General features: G+C 67.8%; 15 protein-coding genes. 11 read left to right on the top strand and 4 right to left on the bottom strand.

The genetic code is table 11. From position 1 onward, the window contains the following. Positions 1-173: 173 nt before the first annotated feature. The 4 genes from gcvT (at position 174) to MX571_RS10815 (ending at position 4,233) form a co-directional block, all read left to right on the top strand. A complete protein-coding gene (gene gcvT, locus MX571_RS10830) occupies positions 174-1,253 on the top strand; it encodes a glycine cleavage system aminomethyltransferase GcvT (protein ID WP_247416517.1) in 1,080 nt (359 codons plus the stop codon). Next, positions 1,250-1,633, top strand: a complete 384-nt coding sequence (gene gcvH / locus MX571_RS10825; protein ID WP_247416514.1) for a glycine cleavage system protein GcvH — start codon at positions 1,250-1,252, stop codon at positions 1,631-1,633. The genes gcvT and gcvH overlap by 4 nt, the downstream gene beginning before the upstream one ends. A gap of 136 nt (positions 1,634-1,769) precedes the next feature. Beyond that, a complete protein-coding gene (locus MX571_RS10820) occupies positions 1,770-3,833 on the top strand; it encodes a bacterio-opsin activator domain-containing protein (protein WP_247416511.1) in 2,064 nt (687 codons plus the stop codon). Between the two features lie 49 nt (positions 3,834-3,882). Beyond that, positions 3,883-4,233, top strand: a complete 351-nt coding sequence (locus tag MX571_RS10815) for a DUF7344 domain-containing protein (protein WP_247416508.1) — start codon at positions 3,883-3,885, stop codon at positions 4,231-4,233. Positions 4,234-4,290: 57 nt separating this feature from the next. On the opposite strand, the gene MX571_RS10810 is transcribed toward MX571_RS10815, so the two are convergent. Further along, entirely contained in the window at positions 4,291-4,992 is a 702-nt protein-coding gene (locus MX571_RS10810) for a helix-turn-helix domain-containing protein (protein WP_247416506.1), read from the bottom strand. Between the two features lie 120 nt (positions 4,993-5,112). Here MX571_RS10810 and radB point away from each other — a divergent pair, with 120 nt between their 5' ends. Further along, a complete protein-coding gene (gene radB / locus MX571_RS10805; RefSeq protein ID WP_247416503.1) occupies positions 5,113-5,805 on the top strand; it encodes a DNA repair and recombination protein RadB in 693 nt (230 codons plus the stop codon). A 75-nt stretch (positions 5,806-5,880) separates the two neighbouring features. After that, a complete protein-coding gene (locus MX571_RS10800) occupies positions 5,881-6,642 on the top strand; it encodes a hypothetical protein (RefSeq protein WP_247416500.1) in 762 nt (253 codons plus the stop codon). A gap of 6 nt (positions 6,643-6,648) precedes the next feature. Here the strand turns inward: MX571_RS10800 and larC are convergent, their stop codons facing one another. Continuing rightward, positions 6,649-8,046 (bottom strand): nickel pincer cofactor biosynthesis protein LarC, encoded by a 1,398-nt coding sequence (larC, locus tag MX571_RS10795; protein ID WP_247416497.1) that lies wholly within the window; start codon positions 8,044-8,046, stop codon positions 6,649-6,651. A gap of 324 nt (positions 8,047-8,370) precedes the next feature. Between larC and MX571_RS10790 the strand changes: the two genes are divergently transcribed. Together MX571_RS10790 and MX571_RS10785 are read left to right on the top strand one after the other, a co-directional pair. Beyond that, the gene (locus MX571_RS10790; RefSeq protein WP_247416495.1) at positions 8,371-10,593 is read left to right on the top strand and encodes a CDC48 family AAA ATPase; all 2,223 of its coding nucleotides are present in this window, start codon (positions 8,371-8,373) and stop codon (positions 10,591-10,593) included. A 196-nt stretch (positions 10,594-10,789) separates the two neighbouring features. Then, on the top strand, positions 10,790-11,293 hold the full coding sequence (locus MX571_RS10785) for a YciE/YciF ferroxidase family protein (protein ID WP_247416492.1): 504 nt from the start codon (positions 10,790-10,792) through the stop codon (positions 11,291-11,293). 83 nt (positions 11,294-11,376) lie between these two features. Here MX571_RS10785 and phoU read toward each other — a convergent pair whose 3' ends face one another. Beyond that, positions 11,377-12,048, bottom strand: a complete 672-nt coding sequence (phoU, locus tag MX571_RS10780; RefSeq protein WP_247416490.1) for a phosphate signaling complex protein PhoU — start codon at positions 12,046-12,048, stop codon at positions 11,377-11,379. A gap of 303 nt (positions 12,049-12,351) precedes the next feature. On the opposite strand from phoU, the gene MX571_RS10775 reads away from it, so the two are divergent. Further along, on the top strand, positions 12,352-13,347 hold the full coding sequence (locus tag MX571_RS10775; protein ID WP_247416488.1) for a phosphate signaling complex PhoU family protein: 996 nt from the start codon (positions 12,352-12,354) through the stop codon (positions 13,345-13,347). Positions 13,348-13,461: 114 nt separating this feature from the next. On the opposite strand, the gene MX571_RS10770 is transcribed toward MX571_RS10775, so the two are convergent. After that, positions 13,462-13,833 carry a 30S ribosomal protein S8e gene (locus MX571_RS10770; protein WP_247416486.1) on the bottom strand — a complete coding sequence of 124 codons (372 nt, stop codon included), beginning with the start codon at positions 13,831-13,833 and terminating at the stop codon, positions 13,462-13,464. A 93-nt stretch (positions 13,834-13,926) separates the two neighbouring features. Between MX571_RS10770 and MX571_RS10765 the strand changes: the two genes are divergently transcribed. Then, positions 13,927-14,373 (top strand): DUF2240 family protein, encoded by a 447-nt coding sequence (locus MX571_RS10765; RefSeq protein WP_247416483.1) that lies wholly within the window; start codon positions 13,927-13,929, stop codon positions 14,371-14,373. After that, on the top strand, positions 14,370-14,840 hold the full coding sequence (locus tag MX571_RS10760) for a DUF7993 family protein (protein ID WP_247416481.1): 471 nt from the start codon (positions 14,370-14,372) through the stop codon (positions 14,838-14,840). The genes MX571_RS10765 and MX571_RS10760 overlap by 4 nt, the downstream gene beginning before the upstream one ends. Positions 14,841-14,850: the final 10 nt, after the last annotated feature.

Below are 14,850 nucleotides of genomic sequence, written 5' to 3'. Positions count from 1 at the left end.
CAGCCAGTCGAGTACCGAATCTGACGGGATATCCACCCCGACGGGCGTTCAGCGACTTCCACGCACGATATCTCATGACGAAACGGCGACTGTTCTATATCGCAACATACGATTCATCACTGTCGCGACCTCGATTACCAAATCATTACGTCACTCGCCCCGAGGTGGGCGATATGGCCCTTCGAACACCGCCGTTGCGCGAGGTTCACGCCGAGCGCGGCGCGTCGTTCACGGAGTTCGGCGGGTGGGATATGCCGGTGGAGTTCGACTCCATCCGGACCGAACACACCGCCGTCCGGGAGGGCGCGGGCATCTTCGACGTCTCGCACATGGGCGAGATTCGAGTGACCGGCCCCGACGCGTTCGACCTGATGCAACGGCTGACGACCAACGACGTGTCGCGACTCTCGCCGGGCGAGGGCCAGTACTCGGCCATCGTCGACGAGCGTGGGGTCATGCTAGACGACACCGTCGTCTACGACCTGCCCGACGAGTCGGGCTACCTGTTCGTCCCGAACGCGGGACACGACGAGCAGACGTACGACCGGTGGACGACCCACCGCGACGAGTGGGGGCTCGACTGCGAGGTCGAGAACGCGACCGACGCGTACGCCATGTTCGCGGTCCAGGGGCCGGGGAGCGAGGACCTCGTCGCCGAGGCCGCCGGAGAGGCGGTCCGCGAGGTCGGCCGGTTCGAGATCGCAGAAACGTCGGTCGCGGGCGTACCGGTGCTGGCGGCCCGCACCGGCTACACCGGCGAGGACGGCTTCGAACTGCTCTGTCCCAGCGACGACGCCGAGACGGTCTGGCGCGAGTTCGACTGCCAGCCCTGCGGCCTCGGCGCGCGCGACACGCTCCGCATCGAACACGGCTTCCTCCTCTCGGGACAGGACTTCGACCCCGACGACGAACCCCGGACGCCCTACGAGGCGGGCGTGGGGTTCGTCGTGAAACTCGACGCCGAACCGTCGTTCGTCGGTCGCGACGCACTCGCGGACGCGCGTGACCCGGCGGTCCGGTTCGTCGGCGTCGAACTGCTCGACCGGGGCGTCCCCCGGCACGGCTACGAGGTCGCGAACGAGGACGGAGAGGTCGTCGGCCACCTCACCAGCGGGACGATGAGTCCCACCCTCGACCGACCGATCGGCCTCGGGTACGTCCCGAGCGAGTACGCGGACCCCGACACGAGCGTGCAGGTCGTGGTTCGCGGGCAACACAAGCAGGCACGCATCGCGGACACACCCTTCCAATGAGCTTCGAGACACCCGACGACCTTCGATACCTGGAAACGCACGAGTGGGCACGTTACGACGACCACACCGCTCGAATCGGCATCTCCGACTTCGCACAGGACGAACTGGGCGACGTCGTCTTCGTCGAACTCCCGGAGGAGGGAGACTCGGTCGAACAGGACGCCGAGTTCGGCGTCGTCGAGTCCATCAAGGCCGTCTCCGACCTCTACTCGCCGCTGTCGGGGACCGTCAGCGCCGTCAACGAGAACCTGTTCGACGAACCAGAACTCGTCAACGAGGACCCCTACGGCGACGGCTGGATGCTCGAACTGACCGACGTCGACGAGGACGAACTCGACGCACTGCTCGGCGCCGACGCGTACGCGGAGCAGATCGACTGAAACGCCGCCGAACACGCGTTTTCCGAGACGCTGGCCGCCGAGCGGCTGTGCTGCCGACCATACCTCGTAAACGATATGCTGCGATAGCAAATCGGCCGGCCAACGTCTTTAATTCCACTCGGTCCAACTGGCGGGCGTGAGCCGTGAGCCGCCGGCGTACGACGATACCACGGACGGCGACTCGACCGCTCCGTTGCTCGACGAGGCGACACTGTTCCGAGCGGTCGCGGCGACGACGAGCGACCCGCTGGCCGTCCTCGACTGCGACCGAACCGTCGTCTTCGCCAACGACCAGTTCGGTGAACTGTTCGACCGGCCCCCCGAATCGGTGCGAGGCGAACCGTACGAGGCGTTCGTCGAGGGAGGTGTGCTGCCGTCGACAGCCGCTGGTGACGGCGACCGGGAGTGTGACGCGACTGCACGCGTCGAGGAGGGAGCAGCGGTCCGCGTCGTCGCGAGGGACGTCGAGCAGGCGGGGCATCGTCTGACGGTGGTGACGCTCCGTCGAACCGGCAGCGGATCTCCGGACGACGGGTCGGGGGAACTCGAAACCGAGACGCGGACGGAGACGACGACGGACGACCAGGACGCCGAACTGCGGGCGTCGCGGGAGCGCTACCGTCGACTGGTCGACGCCGCGCCGGACGCCATCGTGGCCGCCGACGCCGAGACCGGCGAGATTCTGGACGTGAACGAGGCGGCAGTCGACCTGTTCGACCGACCCTACGAGGACCTCGTCGGCCGCCCCCAGACGGACCTCCACCCACCAGAGGAGGCCGACCGGTACCGGGAGATATTCGACGAACACGCCGAGATCGGTGGCGTCCTCGAAGAAGAGCAGATTCGAGAGGTCGTTCGACGCGACGGCACACGAGTCCCGGTCGAGATACGAGCGGGCGTGACGGACCTCCCCAGCGGGAGCGTCGTCCAGGGTATCTTCAGGGACGTCAGCGAGCGGAACCGTCGCCAGCGCGAACTCGCCGCACACCGCGACGAACTGGCTCGTCTCAACCGCGTCAACAAGGTCATCCGGGAGATCGTCCAGGCGCTGGTCGACGCGGAGACGCGCGACGAGGTCGAACAGACCGTCTGTGAGCGCCTCGTCGACGCCGAACCGTACGTCTTCGCCTGGATGGGTGAACTCGCGCCGGGTCGGTCGGTCCTCCCCGCACGCGCCCACGCGGGAGACGGTGGCGGGTTCGTCGACGGCGACACCGTCCTCGAACTCGACGCGGACCTGGACTGCCCGATACGGCGCGCGCTGACGACCCGGTCGGTCGAGGTTGTCGAGGACCTGGAGGCGACGGCGACCGACGAGGACGACTGGCGGACGGACGCCCTCGCGGAGGGGTTCCGCTCCTGTGCGGCGATACCCATCGTCCACGACGGGCGTCGGTTCGGTGTCCTCACGGTGTACTCCGACGAGGTGGCCGGGTTCGACGCGCGGGAGTGCGCCGTCCTCTCGGACCTCGGCGGTGCGCTCGGGCACGCGCTGAACGCGCTCGAACGGAAGGTAGCACTGATGGGCGACAGCCTCCTCGAAGTGGAGTTGCGAACGACCGACCACGTCCCGACCCTCATCGAGGAGGTGGGCGAGGAGGGGCGCGTGACGTTCGAGCGCACGATTCCCACGACGAACGACCACCTGCAGTACGTGCGCGTCGAGAACGTGTCGACCGAGCGGTTCGAGGAGCTACTCGACGGCTACGAGTGGTGCCGGGAGTTCCGCCGCGTCCGCGACGCCGACCCCGCGGTGTACGAACTGCGGGCGACCCACCTGGACCTCACCTCCCAGCTCTACTCGCTGGGCGGTCGAATCCGGTCGGCCGTCGTCGAGGACGGGGCGTTCCGCATCGTGGCGGAGCTGCCGGACGACGCGGACGTTCGGGGACTCGTCGAAGCGCTCGGTGACAGCAACAGCGACATCGAACTCGTCGCCCAGCGAACCGTACCCCGGTCGGACCACCCTGACCGGGCGCGCATCTCCCTCGAAGACACCCTGAGCGACCGGCAACAGGCCGCGCTGGAGGTCGCGTACTACGCGGGGTACTTCGAGTGGCCGCGGGACTCGACCGCCGAGGACGTCGCCGACTCGTTGGGCGTCTCCTCGCCGACGACGCACAAGCACCTCAGGCGCGCACACCAGCGCATCCTGGAGCAACTCCTCGAACGTCCCGACCTGTCGGCTGGCGAGGATTAACTGTCTAGCCCTTCAGTTCACGTCGGTCTGCTCGTAATCATTGCTCGTGATGTCGGAGACAGAGAAACAGGCCCGGTCCACGGCGACGTTCGACGACCGACCGCACGACGACCTCCAGTCGGGTGGCCGCCTCGACGTGTTCACCGACGAGCGGCGTCGACGGGTCGTCGCCTACCTCGCGGAGAGCGACGGACCGGTCTCGTTCGACGAGGTAGTCGTCGCGGTTGCGGCCGCCGAGAACGGATGTGCCCCGGATTCACTCGACGAGTCGGAACGGAAACCGGTCGCAATCGCGCTGCACCACGCTCACCTCCCGAAACTCGTCCACGAGGGGTACGTCCGCGCCACCGAGGAGGGCCTGCGACTCGCAGTGGACGAGACGACGCCCCCCTCGCTCTGACCTGTCGGTCGTCGTCTCGGAATTCTCAGCTGTCAGCGGAGCTACCGGGGGCACGAATCAGGCGACGTCACGCAACGCGTCCAGCATCTCGGCGTTCTCCAGTCCGGTCACCGCCAGCGAGTAGCCCTCCGCGCGTGCGAGCGCAGGCGCGTGCTCCCAGAGGTCTTCCGGGTCGATACCGTGGAGGACCACCGCCGTCGGCGTCGGCGTCACGACTCGCAGCGCGACGAGCGGCGACTCGCCTCGCGTGACGTTCGTGAACACGAGCGCGCGGTTCGTCGACTGGCCGTACAGGCGGTAGAACTCCTCGGAGGAGAGCCGCGTGATGGCCTCGATGGAGTCGATGACGGTGTGGCCGGCAATGGTCGCCGACCGACCGTCGACGAGTTCGGTCGCGTCGATGGCGTCGTAGAACCGCGAGAGCTGGACCGCGGTGGGGTACTCGCGCAGGTCGAGCACCGCGTCGCTGTCGAAGCCGGCCGAGAGGACGCGAGCGTGCTGGCGGATGCGGCCGCCGCCGCGGGCCTCGTCGATGTCCAGTAAGCCGTCGACGAGTCGTCGGACGACGCCGATACCGGGGTTCTGTCGACGACCCGACTCGTAGTCCGAGACGACCGACGGCGAGACGTCGAGCCGGTCGGCGAGGTCGGTCTGCGCGACGCCGAAGTCAGAGCGCCACTTCCGGAGCGTCCCGCCGGGGTCGTCGCTCATCACCACCTCGCCGGCCATCTGCTGGGCGAGCGTTCGTCGGGGGTCCATGCCGAGGAGGGGCGCGGCACCACCAAAGCCGTGGCGTCCGGAGCGGCGGGGCGCTCGCTGAGCAGCGCTCGACGCGCCGGACCGGGGAGGTTTTACTGGCCGGTTACGAACCCGCTGGCAGTGAGCGACTACATCTCGACCGGCTGTGGTCCCGTCGACGACCTGCTGGGCGGCGGCCTCGAACGCGGCGCGGTGACGCAGGTGTACGGCGCACCCGCGGCCGGGAAGACGAACATCGCCCTCTCGGCGGCCGTCGGCGTCGCGGCGTCGGGGTCGAGCGCGCTCTACATCGACACGGAGGGAATCTCGCCGGACCGATTCGAGCAACTGGCGCGGGCGGTGGGCGACGAGGAGTCGGTCGACGACCTCGCCTCGCGGGTCATCATCAGCGAGGCGCTGGACTTCGCCGAACAGGAGGAGGCCGTCAAGGACGCGGCGGACTTCGCGTCGCAGGTCGACCTCATCGTCCTCGACAGCGCGACGGGGTTCTACCGCCTCGAACGCGACAACGACGACGAGGGTGCGGTGCTCCGGCAGGTCGTCCGACAGATCACCCACCTGCTGAGCCTCGCCCGTCGCCACGACATCGCGGTGCTCATCACGAACCAGGTGTTCACCGACCCCGACAGCGACCGGTCGCGCGGGCTGGGTGGGCACACGCTCAGTCACTGGTCGGCGGTGGTCCTCCGACTGGAACGGTTCCGCGGCGGGAACCGCCGTGCGACGCTGGAGAAGCACCGCTCGAAACAGGCAGGCGGGAACGCACGGTTCCGCATCACCGACGACGGACTCGTCGGGGCAGAAGAGCCCTGAGCGGGTACGAACCGTCGCGTCACGACCGACCCGGGGACAGGAGAGACTTTTTAGCTCGCGGTGGCAACGTCGCCCGTGATAGTCGTCGCCACGACGGACTTCGAGGTGTACCACGGCGTCGTCAACGAGTTGCGCGAGCGGAGCGTCGAGTTCACCACGCAGGAACCGGACGAGGAGCTGCCCGAGGCGACGACGCTGCTCGTCACCGGCCCCGACGACGACGTCTACCCCGAGCAGGTGTCGGTCGACGTGGTCCGCGCGGACCCGGAGGACCCGCGACGCGCCGTCGAGGAGGCGCTCGCGCTCATCCGCGGTGGCGACGAACGGATGGTCGTCGGCATCGACCCCGGCGACAGGCCGGGCGTCGCCGTCCTCGTGGGCGACACCGTCGTCGCCGCGTTCCAGGTGCCCGTCTCCGAGGTCGGGACGGTAGTCGAACGCGAACTGGAGGACGCCGTCGACCCGACCGTGCGAATCGGCGACGGTGCGCGGTTGAACGGGTCGCGCATCGTCGACGACCTGGCCGACGTGCCGCTGGAACTCGTCGACGAGACGGGGACGACGCCCTACCTCGGGACGGGTGCGCGCGGTATGGGCGACGTCCTCGCCGCCGTCAACATCGCCCGACGTTCGGGCGAGCGCATCGAGGGCCGCGACATCACGCCGACGAAGGGGGAGATACAGGTCATCAAACGGCGCTCCCGCGAGCGGAGCGAGGGCGACCGGACCATCACCGAGGGCCTCGCCCGGCGCGTCGCTCGCGGCGACCTGACGATGGAGGAGGCGCTAGACGAACACCGGGGGGACGGGCGCGACACGACGACGGACGAGGGGTAGGTTCACCTACTCCGTCTCGAACGCCTGCTCTGCACGGCGGAGAACTTCACGGACGGGGAGACCCGTCTCGCGGGCGACCGCTCGCGCGTCGTCGAACTCCGCGCTCACGTCGAACCGCTCGTCGCCCGCGCTGGCGACCTTCACGGACACCTCGTAGGACTCGCCCTCGACCTGCAGCGTCACGGTCTCGAACGACCGGTCGGCGACGAACCGGTGACGGACGCCCGTCTCGCGTACGCCGAGCGTCCCCGTCTCCTCGGCGAGTCGCCGGGCGACCCGCGCGGCGTCCTCGGCACTCACGACGACCTTGACGAGGTGGCCCGGTCGGGACTTCTTCATCGTCGTCGGGAGTACCGACACGTCGCGTGCGCCGACCTCCGCGAGCGTGTCGTGGAGGCTCCCGAGCACCTCGGGAGCCACGTCGTCGACGTTCGTCTCCAGCAGTCGAGTCGACTCGCGGCGGAGGCCGTCGCGCGTCTCGCCGACGACGGCCCGGAGGACGTTCGGGTACTCGGGCACGTCGTAGCCGCCCGCGCCGTAGCCCGACGACGCGACGTCGATGGGCGGGAGGTGCTCGACCCCCTCCGCGAGGTGTGCGAGCAACGCCGCGCCGGTCGGCGTGAGCAGTTCCATCTCGACGGGACCGCCGCGCAGCGACCACGACGCGTCCTGGGCGAGGTTGAGCGTCGCGGGCGTCGGCACGGGGTAGGTGCCGTGGCTCATCGACACCTCGCCGCCACCGGTCGCGAGCGGCGTCGTCACGACGCGGTCGACGCCGAGGTCCGAGAGGAGGAGACAGACCCCGACGACGTCCGCGACGGCGTCGTCCGCGCCGACCTCGTGGAAGTGCGTCTCGTCGAGATCGGTGCCGTGGACCCGCGCCTCGGCCTCGCCGAGCAGTTCGAAGACGGCAAGCGCGTCCCGTTCGACCTCGGGGGGCAGTCCCATCCCCTCGACCAGTTCGACGACCTCCGGGTACGTCCGGAGTCGCCCCGCTCCCTCTGCGTGGTCGTGATGGTGGTCCTCGTGGTCGTGGGTGTCCGAGGGGTCGCCGTGGTGGGAGTCGTGGCTGCCATCGCTGTGAGAACCGTCGTGGTCGCGCCCGTGGTGCTGTGACGCTCCGTGTTCGTGGTCGTCGTGGTGGTGATGGTCGTGGCCGTCTCCCCCGCCCTCGTCGTGGGGGGAGTCGTCGGTCGGTCCGTCCTCGTCGGCCTGGTCGGTCAGGCGGACGACGACGCGGGTCGCGACGATACCGTTCTTCTCGGTCTCGTCGACATCGTAGCGGACCGGCAGGGCGTCTTCGACCGGGTCGAGGACGCTCCGGTCGGCACCCGCGGCGAGGAGTGCGCCGAGGAGCATGTCGCCGCTGGCACCCATCCGACCGTCGAAGGCGAGCGTGCGCATGGTGTGGTCTCCGGAGTGGAGGGGGTAAAGCTACGCGACACACGGCGGAACGAGTGTCGGCCGGGAGACGAACGCGAGCGTTTCGGCCCGGTAGCGTGTCATTACCACTCACGAACCGTGTTGACAGGCCGCTCGTGAGAGTCCGTGAGAGCGCGCGTGGTCAGCGCGGGCGACCACCCGCGAAACGTTCCTGGCAGTAGCGACCGTATTACAAGGCTGGAGACGGTCCTCTGCCACGTATCGTCAGTCGCACGCAGTACGTGTGTGACACATGAGCAAAAGGGATATGTCCGGCGAAACCGGACCCCACCACACAACCCCGTAATGAACGAAGTCCAACTGGAGGTGGCGAAGGCGTACCCGAACGACTCGGGCCGCGGCATCGCACGCCTCGACCCGGATACGCTGTTGCACCTGAAGCTGAGTCCAGGAGACATCATCGAGATCGAGGGCGGCGAGCGCACCGCCGCCAAGGTCTGGCGCGCGGACCGCCAGGACTGGAACACCGACACCGTCCGCATCGACGGGTTCACGCGGCAGAACGCCGACGTGGGCATCGGCGAACGCGTCACGATTCGGAAGGCCGACGCGACGAAGGCCGAGAAGCTCACCCTCGCGCCACCCGAGGAGGCGTCGGTCCAGTTCGGGTCCGACGCCGCGGGCATGGTCAAACGCCAGATTCTCAAGCGACCCGTCGTCGAGCGCGACATCGTGCCGGTGATGTCCTCCACGAACCACCCGTTCATGCGCTCGCCCGGTCAGGCGATTCCGCTCATCGCCGTCGAGACCGACCCGGAGGGCGTCTGTCTCATCACCGAGGACACCGAGGTCGAACTCCGCGAGGAGCCGATATCGGGCTTCGAGAAGACCGGCGGCGGCATCACCTACGAGGACATCGGCGGCCTCCAGGGCGAGATTCAGCGCGTCCGCGAGATGGTCGAACTGCCGATGAAACACCCCCAGATATTCAAGAAACTCGGCATCGAGCCGCCACAGGGGGTGCTTCTCCACGGTCCGCCCGGCACCGGGAAGACGCTGCTGGCGAAGGCCGTCGCCAACGAGACGTCTGCGAGTTTCTTCTCCATCGCCGGCCCGGAGATCATCTCGAAGTACTACGGCGAGTCCGAACAGCAGTTACGCGAGATATTCGAGGACGCCAGCGAGGAGTCGCCCTCCATCATCTTCATCGACGAACTCGACTCCATCGCGCCGAAACGCGAGGACGTCACCGGCGAGGTCGAACGCCGCGTCGTCGCCCAGTTGCTGACGATGATGGACGGCCTCGAATCGCGCGGCCAGGTCATCGTCATCGCGGCGACCAACCGCGTCGACAGCGTCGACCCGGCACTCCGGCGTCCAGGTCGGTTCGACCGCGAGATCGAGATCGGCGTCCCCGACGAGGTGGGTCGCAAGGAGATCCTCCAGATCCACACGCGGGGCATGCCGCTCTCGGACGACGTGAGCCTCGACCACCTCGCCGACGAGACCCACGGCTTCGTCGGCGCGGACATCGAGTCCCTGACGAAGGAGGCCGCGATGAAGGCCCTCCGGCGGTACCTCCCCGAGATCGACCTCGATCAGGAGGACATCCCGCCGAGCCTCATCGACAAGATGATCATCAAACGGAACGACTTCCGCGGGGCGCTCTCGGAGGTCGATCCGTCGGCGATGCGCGAGGTGCTCGTCGAACTCCCGAAGATAACGTGGGACCACGTCGGCGGGCTCGACGACGCCAAACAGCAGGTCCAGGAGTCCGTCGAGTGGCCGATGAACTCCCCCGAGCGCTTCGAGCGGATGGGCGTCAGCCCGCCGTCGGGCGTCCTGCTCTACGGCCCGCCGGGCACCGGGAAGACGCTGATGGCGAAGGCCGTCGCCAACGAGACGAACGCGAACTTCATCTCGGTGCGCGGCCCGCAGCTGCTGTCGAAGTGGGTCGGTGAGTCCGAGAAGGCCATCCGGCAGACGTTCCGGAAGGCCCGACAGGTGGCCCCGACGGTCATCTTCTTCGACGAACTCGACTCGCTCGCGCCCGGCCGTGGCGGCGACATCGGGTCGAACGTCTCCGAGCGCGTCGTCAACCAGCTCCTGACCGAACTCGACGGGCTGGAGGAGATGGAGAACGTGATGGTCATCGGCGCGACCAACCGGCCGGACATGATCGACCCCGCGCTCATCCGCTCGGGTCGGTTCGACCGCCTCGTGTTCATCGGCGAACCCGAACTCGAGGGCCGCGAGCAGATCCTCCGCATCCACACCGACGACTCGCCGCTCGCGCCGGACGTGAGCCTCCGTGAGCTCGCCGAACTGACGGCGGGCTACGTCGGGTCGGACATCGAGTCCATCGCCCGCGAGGCGGCCATCGAGGCCCTGCGCGAGGACCACGACGCCGAGGAGGTCGAGATGCGTCACTTCCGGACCGCGATGGAGTCGGTCCGGCCGACCATCAACGACGACATCCGAGCGTACTACGAGGAGATCGCCGACCAGTTCCGCGGCGGCACGCGCGGCCCGGAGCAGTCCTCGACCGGCCGCATCGGCTTCCAGTAACGCTCGACGGACCACACAGCGGCGAGCGGTCTCGGGGGCCGCTCGGACTTCGTTCTCGCGTCCCACTCGCCGAGACGCTCGTCTCGCGGTAGCGACGAACCGGGCCTCGCTCGGCGAGGACCACTCCAGACCCGCCTGCGTACGCCGAGCCGCTACTTATTCAGCTACCACTCCACCCTCCAGACGGGATTACACCATGACGATAACCGACGTGGAGGACATGTTCCGCCACCAGCTCGAACAGATGTACTACACCGAGAAGCGACTCGTCGACACGCTCGAGGAGATGTCCCGGGAGGCCGACAACGACAAACTCCAGCGCGGGTTCGCCGAGCACCGCGACGAGACCCACGAGCAGGTCCAGCGCCTCGAAGACGCGTTCCGGGCACTCGGTCACGAACCCGAGGAGAGCCAGAGCCACGTGCTCGACGCACTCCGCACCGAACACGATGAGTTCGTCGAGGAGTCGTCGGACCCGCACCTCCACGACCTGTTCGACATGCAGGCCGGGATGAAGACCGAACGCTTCGAGATCACCAGCTACGAGGGGTTGCTCGTGCTGGCGAAGGAACTCGACCTCGACGACGACGTCACCGACCCGCTCGAGGACAACCTCTCGGAGGAGAAGTCGGCGCTCCGCGAACTCGAGGGCCTCTCGAAGGGGTCGAAGCTGAAGTCGATGCTCGGCCTCGACGACTGAGACGGGAGCGCGTTCACCGCGGCGTCGCCGGGCCACGCTTCGATGCAGGACGCGCGGTCAGTGGGTGTCTCGCGAAGGGGGAGTCAGTAGATCAGTTCGTCGCTGTTCTCGGTCATGTAGAGCGTCCGTGCGGCGATGTTGACCGCGTGGTCGCCGACGCGTTCGAGGTCGCGGATCGTCAGCAGGAGTCGCGAGACGTCGGTCATCAGCGACTCGATGTCCTCGCCCTCGGCGATCTCCGTCTCGATGAGGTCGCGGACGACGATTTCGGAGGCGCGTTCGCACATGTGGTCGAGTTCGTTGTCGCGTTCGGCGATGTCGAAACAGGCGTCGGCGTCCCGCTGCTCGTAGGCGTTCATCGCCTCCTCGACCATCGAGAGCGTCATGTCGCCGATGGACTGGACGTCGACGTCCGGGAAGACGTCGCGCTCGGCGTCGAGCGTGTACGTGCCGAGGTTCGTGGCGAGGTCACCGATGCGTTCGAGGTCGGTGATGATCTTGAACGAGGAGGCGACGAAGCGAAGGTCGCCCGCGACGGGCTGCTGGAGCGCCAGCAGGTCGATGCAGTCGCCCTCGAGGTCGAGGTACAGCTGGTTGATCTCGTCGTCGCCCTCGATGACGTCCATCGCGAGGTCGCGGTCCTTCTGCTCGAGCGCACTCAGTCCCATCCGGAGGCGTTCGGAGACGAGTTCGCTCATGTAGAGCACGTTCTCTTCGAGGTCGTCGAGACTCGCCTGGAAGGTCTGCCGGGCCATCAGGCGGTCACCTGCTGTGAGTGGCACTGCTTCATGGACGCCCGTTGACGGTCGATGCTAAAATAGCTGTCCCCTGCCAACACTATGCGAATTTCTATCACACTATAGCTATATATAACTAACAAGCAGCCGCACACCGGCTCCAGGGAGTCCGAACCGGGAGTCCTCGAACGGCGGTCGGAAGATTCCAAAAATTGCACCGGTGTCACGTAGCTTCGGGAGAAGACGAGCGTGGACCGTGGTGCTCACGCGATGTATATAGAGATAGTTCGATTTATATGGTAGGACGGGAGAACCACCAGTATGGAAACCCGGAAGGTGCAGGTGACCGGCGGGTCGACGTACACCGTATCGCTGCCGAAGACGTGGGCGACGGACAACGGTATCAGCGCCGGGAGCGTCGTCGAGTTCTATCCGGAGGAGGACGCGCTGTTGCTGACCCCGCAGGGCGAGGAGGACCGCACCGAAGGGACGCTGGACATCACCGAACTCGAAGGCGAGCAGCTGATGCGCGCCGTCGTGACGATGTACGTCAGCGGCTTCGACATCATCAATCTGGAGACGTCGCGTGTCACCGCCAGCCAGCGCCGGGCCATCCGCGAGGCCGCCCAGCGCCTCGTCGGCCTGGAGGTCATCGGCGAGACGGGCGAGACGGTCATCCTGCAGGACCTGCTCGACTCCTCGGAGCTCTCCATCGTCAACGCCATCACGCGGATGCGGCTGGTCGCCCTGTCGATGCTCACCGACTCCATCACGGCGCTCGTCGAGGACGACGACGACCTCGCAAGCGACGTCATCGAGCGAGACGACGACGTCGACCGCCTCTGGTACATGACCTCGCGGGTGTTCCGTGGCGTGCTCCGGGACCCCTCGACCGCCACGGAGGTCGGTCTCGGTCGCGAGGTCTGTTTCGACTACCACACCAGCGCGCGACAGCTAGAGCGCGTCGCCGACCACGCGACGAAGATCGCCGAACTCGCACTCGACCTCGACGAGATTCCGGAGGAGGCCGCCAACGGGCTCGAAGAGCTGCTCTCCCGTGCCAACGAGGTCATCGAGACGTCGATGGACGCGCTGCTCGAAGAGGAGAGCGAGGTCGCCAACCGCAACGCGAACGCCGCTCGTCGGGAGGTCGACGACATCGACGACTACTCCCGCGAGGTCGACAACCGCGTCCGCGAACTCGACCCACAGCAGGCCCAGCTACTGGGTCTGGTCGTCGACTCACTCTCACGGGCCTCCGACTACGGCGGCAACATCGCCGAGACGGCGCTGCAGAAGGCCGCACCGAAACCGTAACTGCTCCGGTCACCTCACCAGTTCTCGACCAGTTCTCAACGTTCGCTCCAGTCGCCGAGCGACGTCGCTGCCGCTCACGGCTGCGAGTACGGGAGAAACGAGCTGCCAGCGTGGTTACTCTTCGAGGACGGCGTTGACCTGCCCGTCCTGACCGGGGCGGGAGGTGACGCGGGCGGTCCCCTCGGACGTCTCGATGAGCGCGCCGCGCGTGATGATGTTCCGGCGTGCGTAGTTCGGGTTCGCGCCGTTCTCGGCGACCGTCTCGATGGTCGCCTGCACGACGCCGTCGTCCGTGGCGACGTTCGCGGAGTCGGTCTGGATGGCGCGGGTCTTCGTGTTGCCGCCCCACGACTCGACGGCCTTCAGCTTCGGTTCGCCGACGCGCGTCTCGGTCGCCTGCCGACCGAGCTGGTGTTTGCGCTTCTTGCGGATGGGTCGTCGTCGTCCCCCGGTTCGCTTCTTCTCCGAGCGCCCTTGGAATTTCATACGGTGAACCAGCCCCGAGACGGACCTAAAGGCTTCGATGCGGGGCCGTGCCGGTCCGCAGGGCTTTAGCCCTCCGGGGCCGCCCATCCGTCGATGAGTCTCCGGAAAGCGGTGGCCGCGCCGTTCCGCGCGAAGGGCCGGGAGCGGGTCGCCGAGAGCGAGTTCGTCGTCGCGCTGAGTCTCGACCGCGACTGGTTCTCCCCCGACCAGGCGAAGCGGCTCATCGACGTGGCCGTCAGCGAGGGCCTCGTCGCCCGCGACGACGGCGACCTCGCCGTCGAGTTCGACCCCGACGACGAACCCATCCCGGAGGGGTTCCGACCCGACGAGTCCATCATCCAGGAGCGCTCGACGTTCCAGCGCATCCTCGACGCCCTCGTCGACGCGGGGACCGAGAAGCAGGAGGCCGTCGCCGCCATCAACGCCCTCCAGTCCGAGGCGGGCGTCACCATCGAGGCCGCGGCCGTCCTCTACGCCCACAAGAACGGCGTCGACGTGGCCGCTCACGCCGAACGAGCGCGGGCGGACCTCTCGTCGTGACCGACCAGCGCGACGGCGACGGTGCAGGAGGAAGCGAGGAGTCAGACCGCACCGCCTCCGGCGTCCGACTCGCCCAGCTCCTCGCCAGCGAACTCGTCGCCCGCTCCGACGGCCCGCTGGCCAACCTCGAACTGGTCGACGTGCAGGACGCCGAATCGCTCGACCCCGACGAGTTCGGGGAGCGAGCGTACGGCGTCGTCGCCAGCGGGCTAGCCGGAGATGACGACGAACAGGGGGGAACAGTCCGTCTCGCGGACGTGTACGCCCACGACGACCGGGCGCGCGTCGAGTTCCGCGCAGGCCTCGACGCGGTCCCCGGGGCCGCGCAGGACGCCGACCTGCGAGTGCGACCGAAGGCCGTCGACCCGCCGCGGGTCCTCGTGTTCGTCGAGGACGGAGCCGACGTGAAGCGCGTGCTCCGGGTCGTGACGGCGGCGCTCGACGGACTCGACGGCGAGGACACGTAGTCCGCGGATT

It is taken from the genome of Halomarina salina, from assembly GCF_023074835.1.
Classification (GTDB): domain Archaea; phylum Halobacteriota; class Halobacteria; order Halobacteriales; family Haloarculaceae; genus Halomarina; species Halomarina salina.
This window is presented reverse-complemented; position numbering and strand designations above follow the sequence as displayed.

Excerpts from the sequence above, each read along its gene's own strand:
- MX571_RS10770 (WP_247416486.1), bottom strand. The coding sequence starts at position 13,833 with ATGAAATTCCAAGGGCGCTCGGAGAAGAAGCGAACCGGGGGACGACGA.
- MX571_RS10815 (WP_247416508.1), top strand. The coding sequence starts at position 3,883 with ATGTCGGAGACAGAGAAACAGGCCCGGTCCACGGCGACGTTCGACGAC.
- gcvT (WP_247416517.1), top strand. The coding sequence starts at position 174 with ATGGCCCTTCGAACACCGCCGTTGCGCGAGGTTCACGCCGAGCGCGGC.
- larC (WP_247416497.1), bottom strand. The coding sequence starts at position 8,046 with ATGCGCACGCTCGCCTTCGACGGTCGGATGGGTGCCAGCGGCGACATG.
- MX571_RS10790 (WP_247416495.1), top strand. The coding sequence starts at position 8,371 with ATGAACGAAGTCCAACTGGAGGTGGCGAAGGCGTACCCGAACGACTCG.
- MX571_RS10765 (WP_247416483.1), top strand. The coding sequence starts at position 13,927 with ATGAGTCTCCGGAAAGCGGTGGCCGCGCCGTTCCGCGCGAAGGGCCGG.
- MX571_RS10810 (WP_247416506.1), bottom strand. The coding sequence starts at position 4,992 with ATGGACCCCCGACGAACGCTCGCCCAGCAGATGGCCGGCGAGGTGGTG.
- MX571_RS10775 (WP_247416488.1), top strand. The coding sequence starts at position 12,352 with ATGGAAACCCGGAAGGTGCAGGTGACCGGCGGGTCGACGTACACCGTA.
- MX571_RS10785 (WP_247416492.1), top strand. The coding sequence starts at position 10,790 with ATGACGATAACCGACGTGGAGGACATGTTCCGCCACCAGCTCGAACAG.
- gcvH (WP_247416514.1), top strand. The coding sequence starts at position 1,250 with ATGAGCTTCGAGACACCCGACGACCTTCGATACCTGGAAACGCACGAG.
- phoU (WP_247416490.1), bottom strand. The coding sequence starts at position 12,048 with ATGGCCCGGCAGACCTTCCAGGCGAGTCTCGACGACCTCGAAGAGAAC.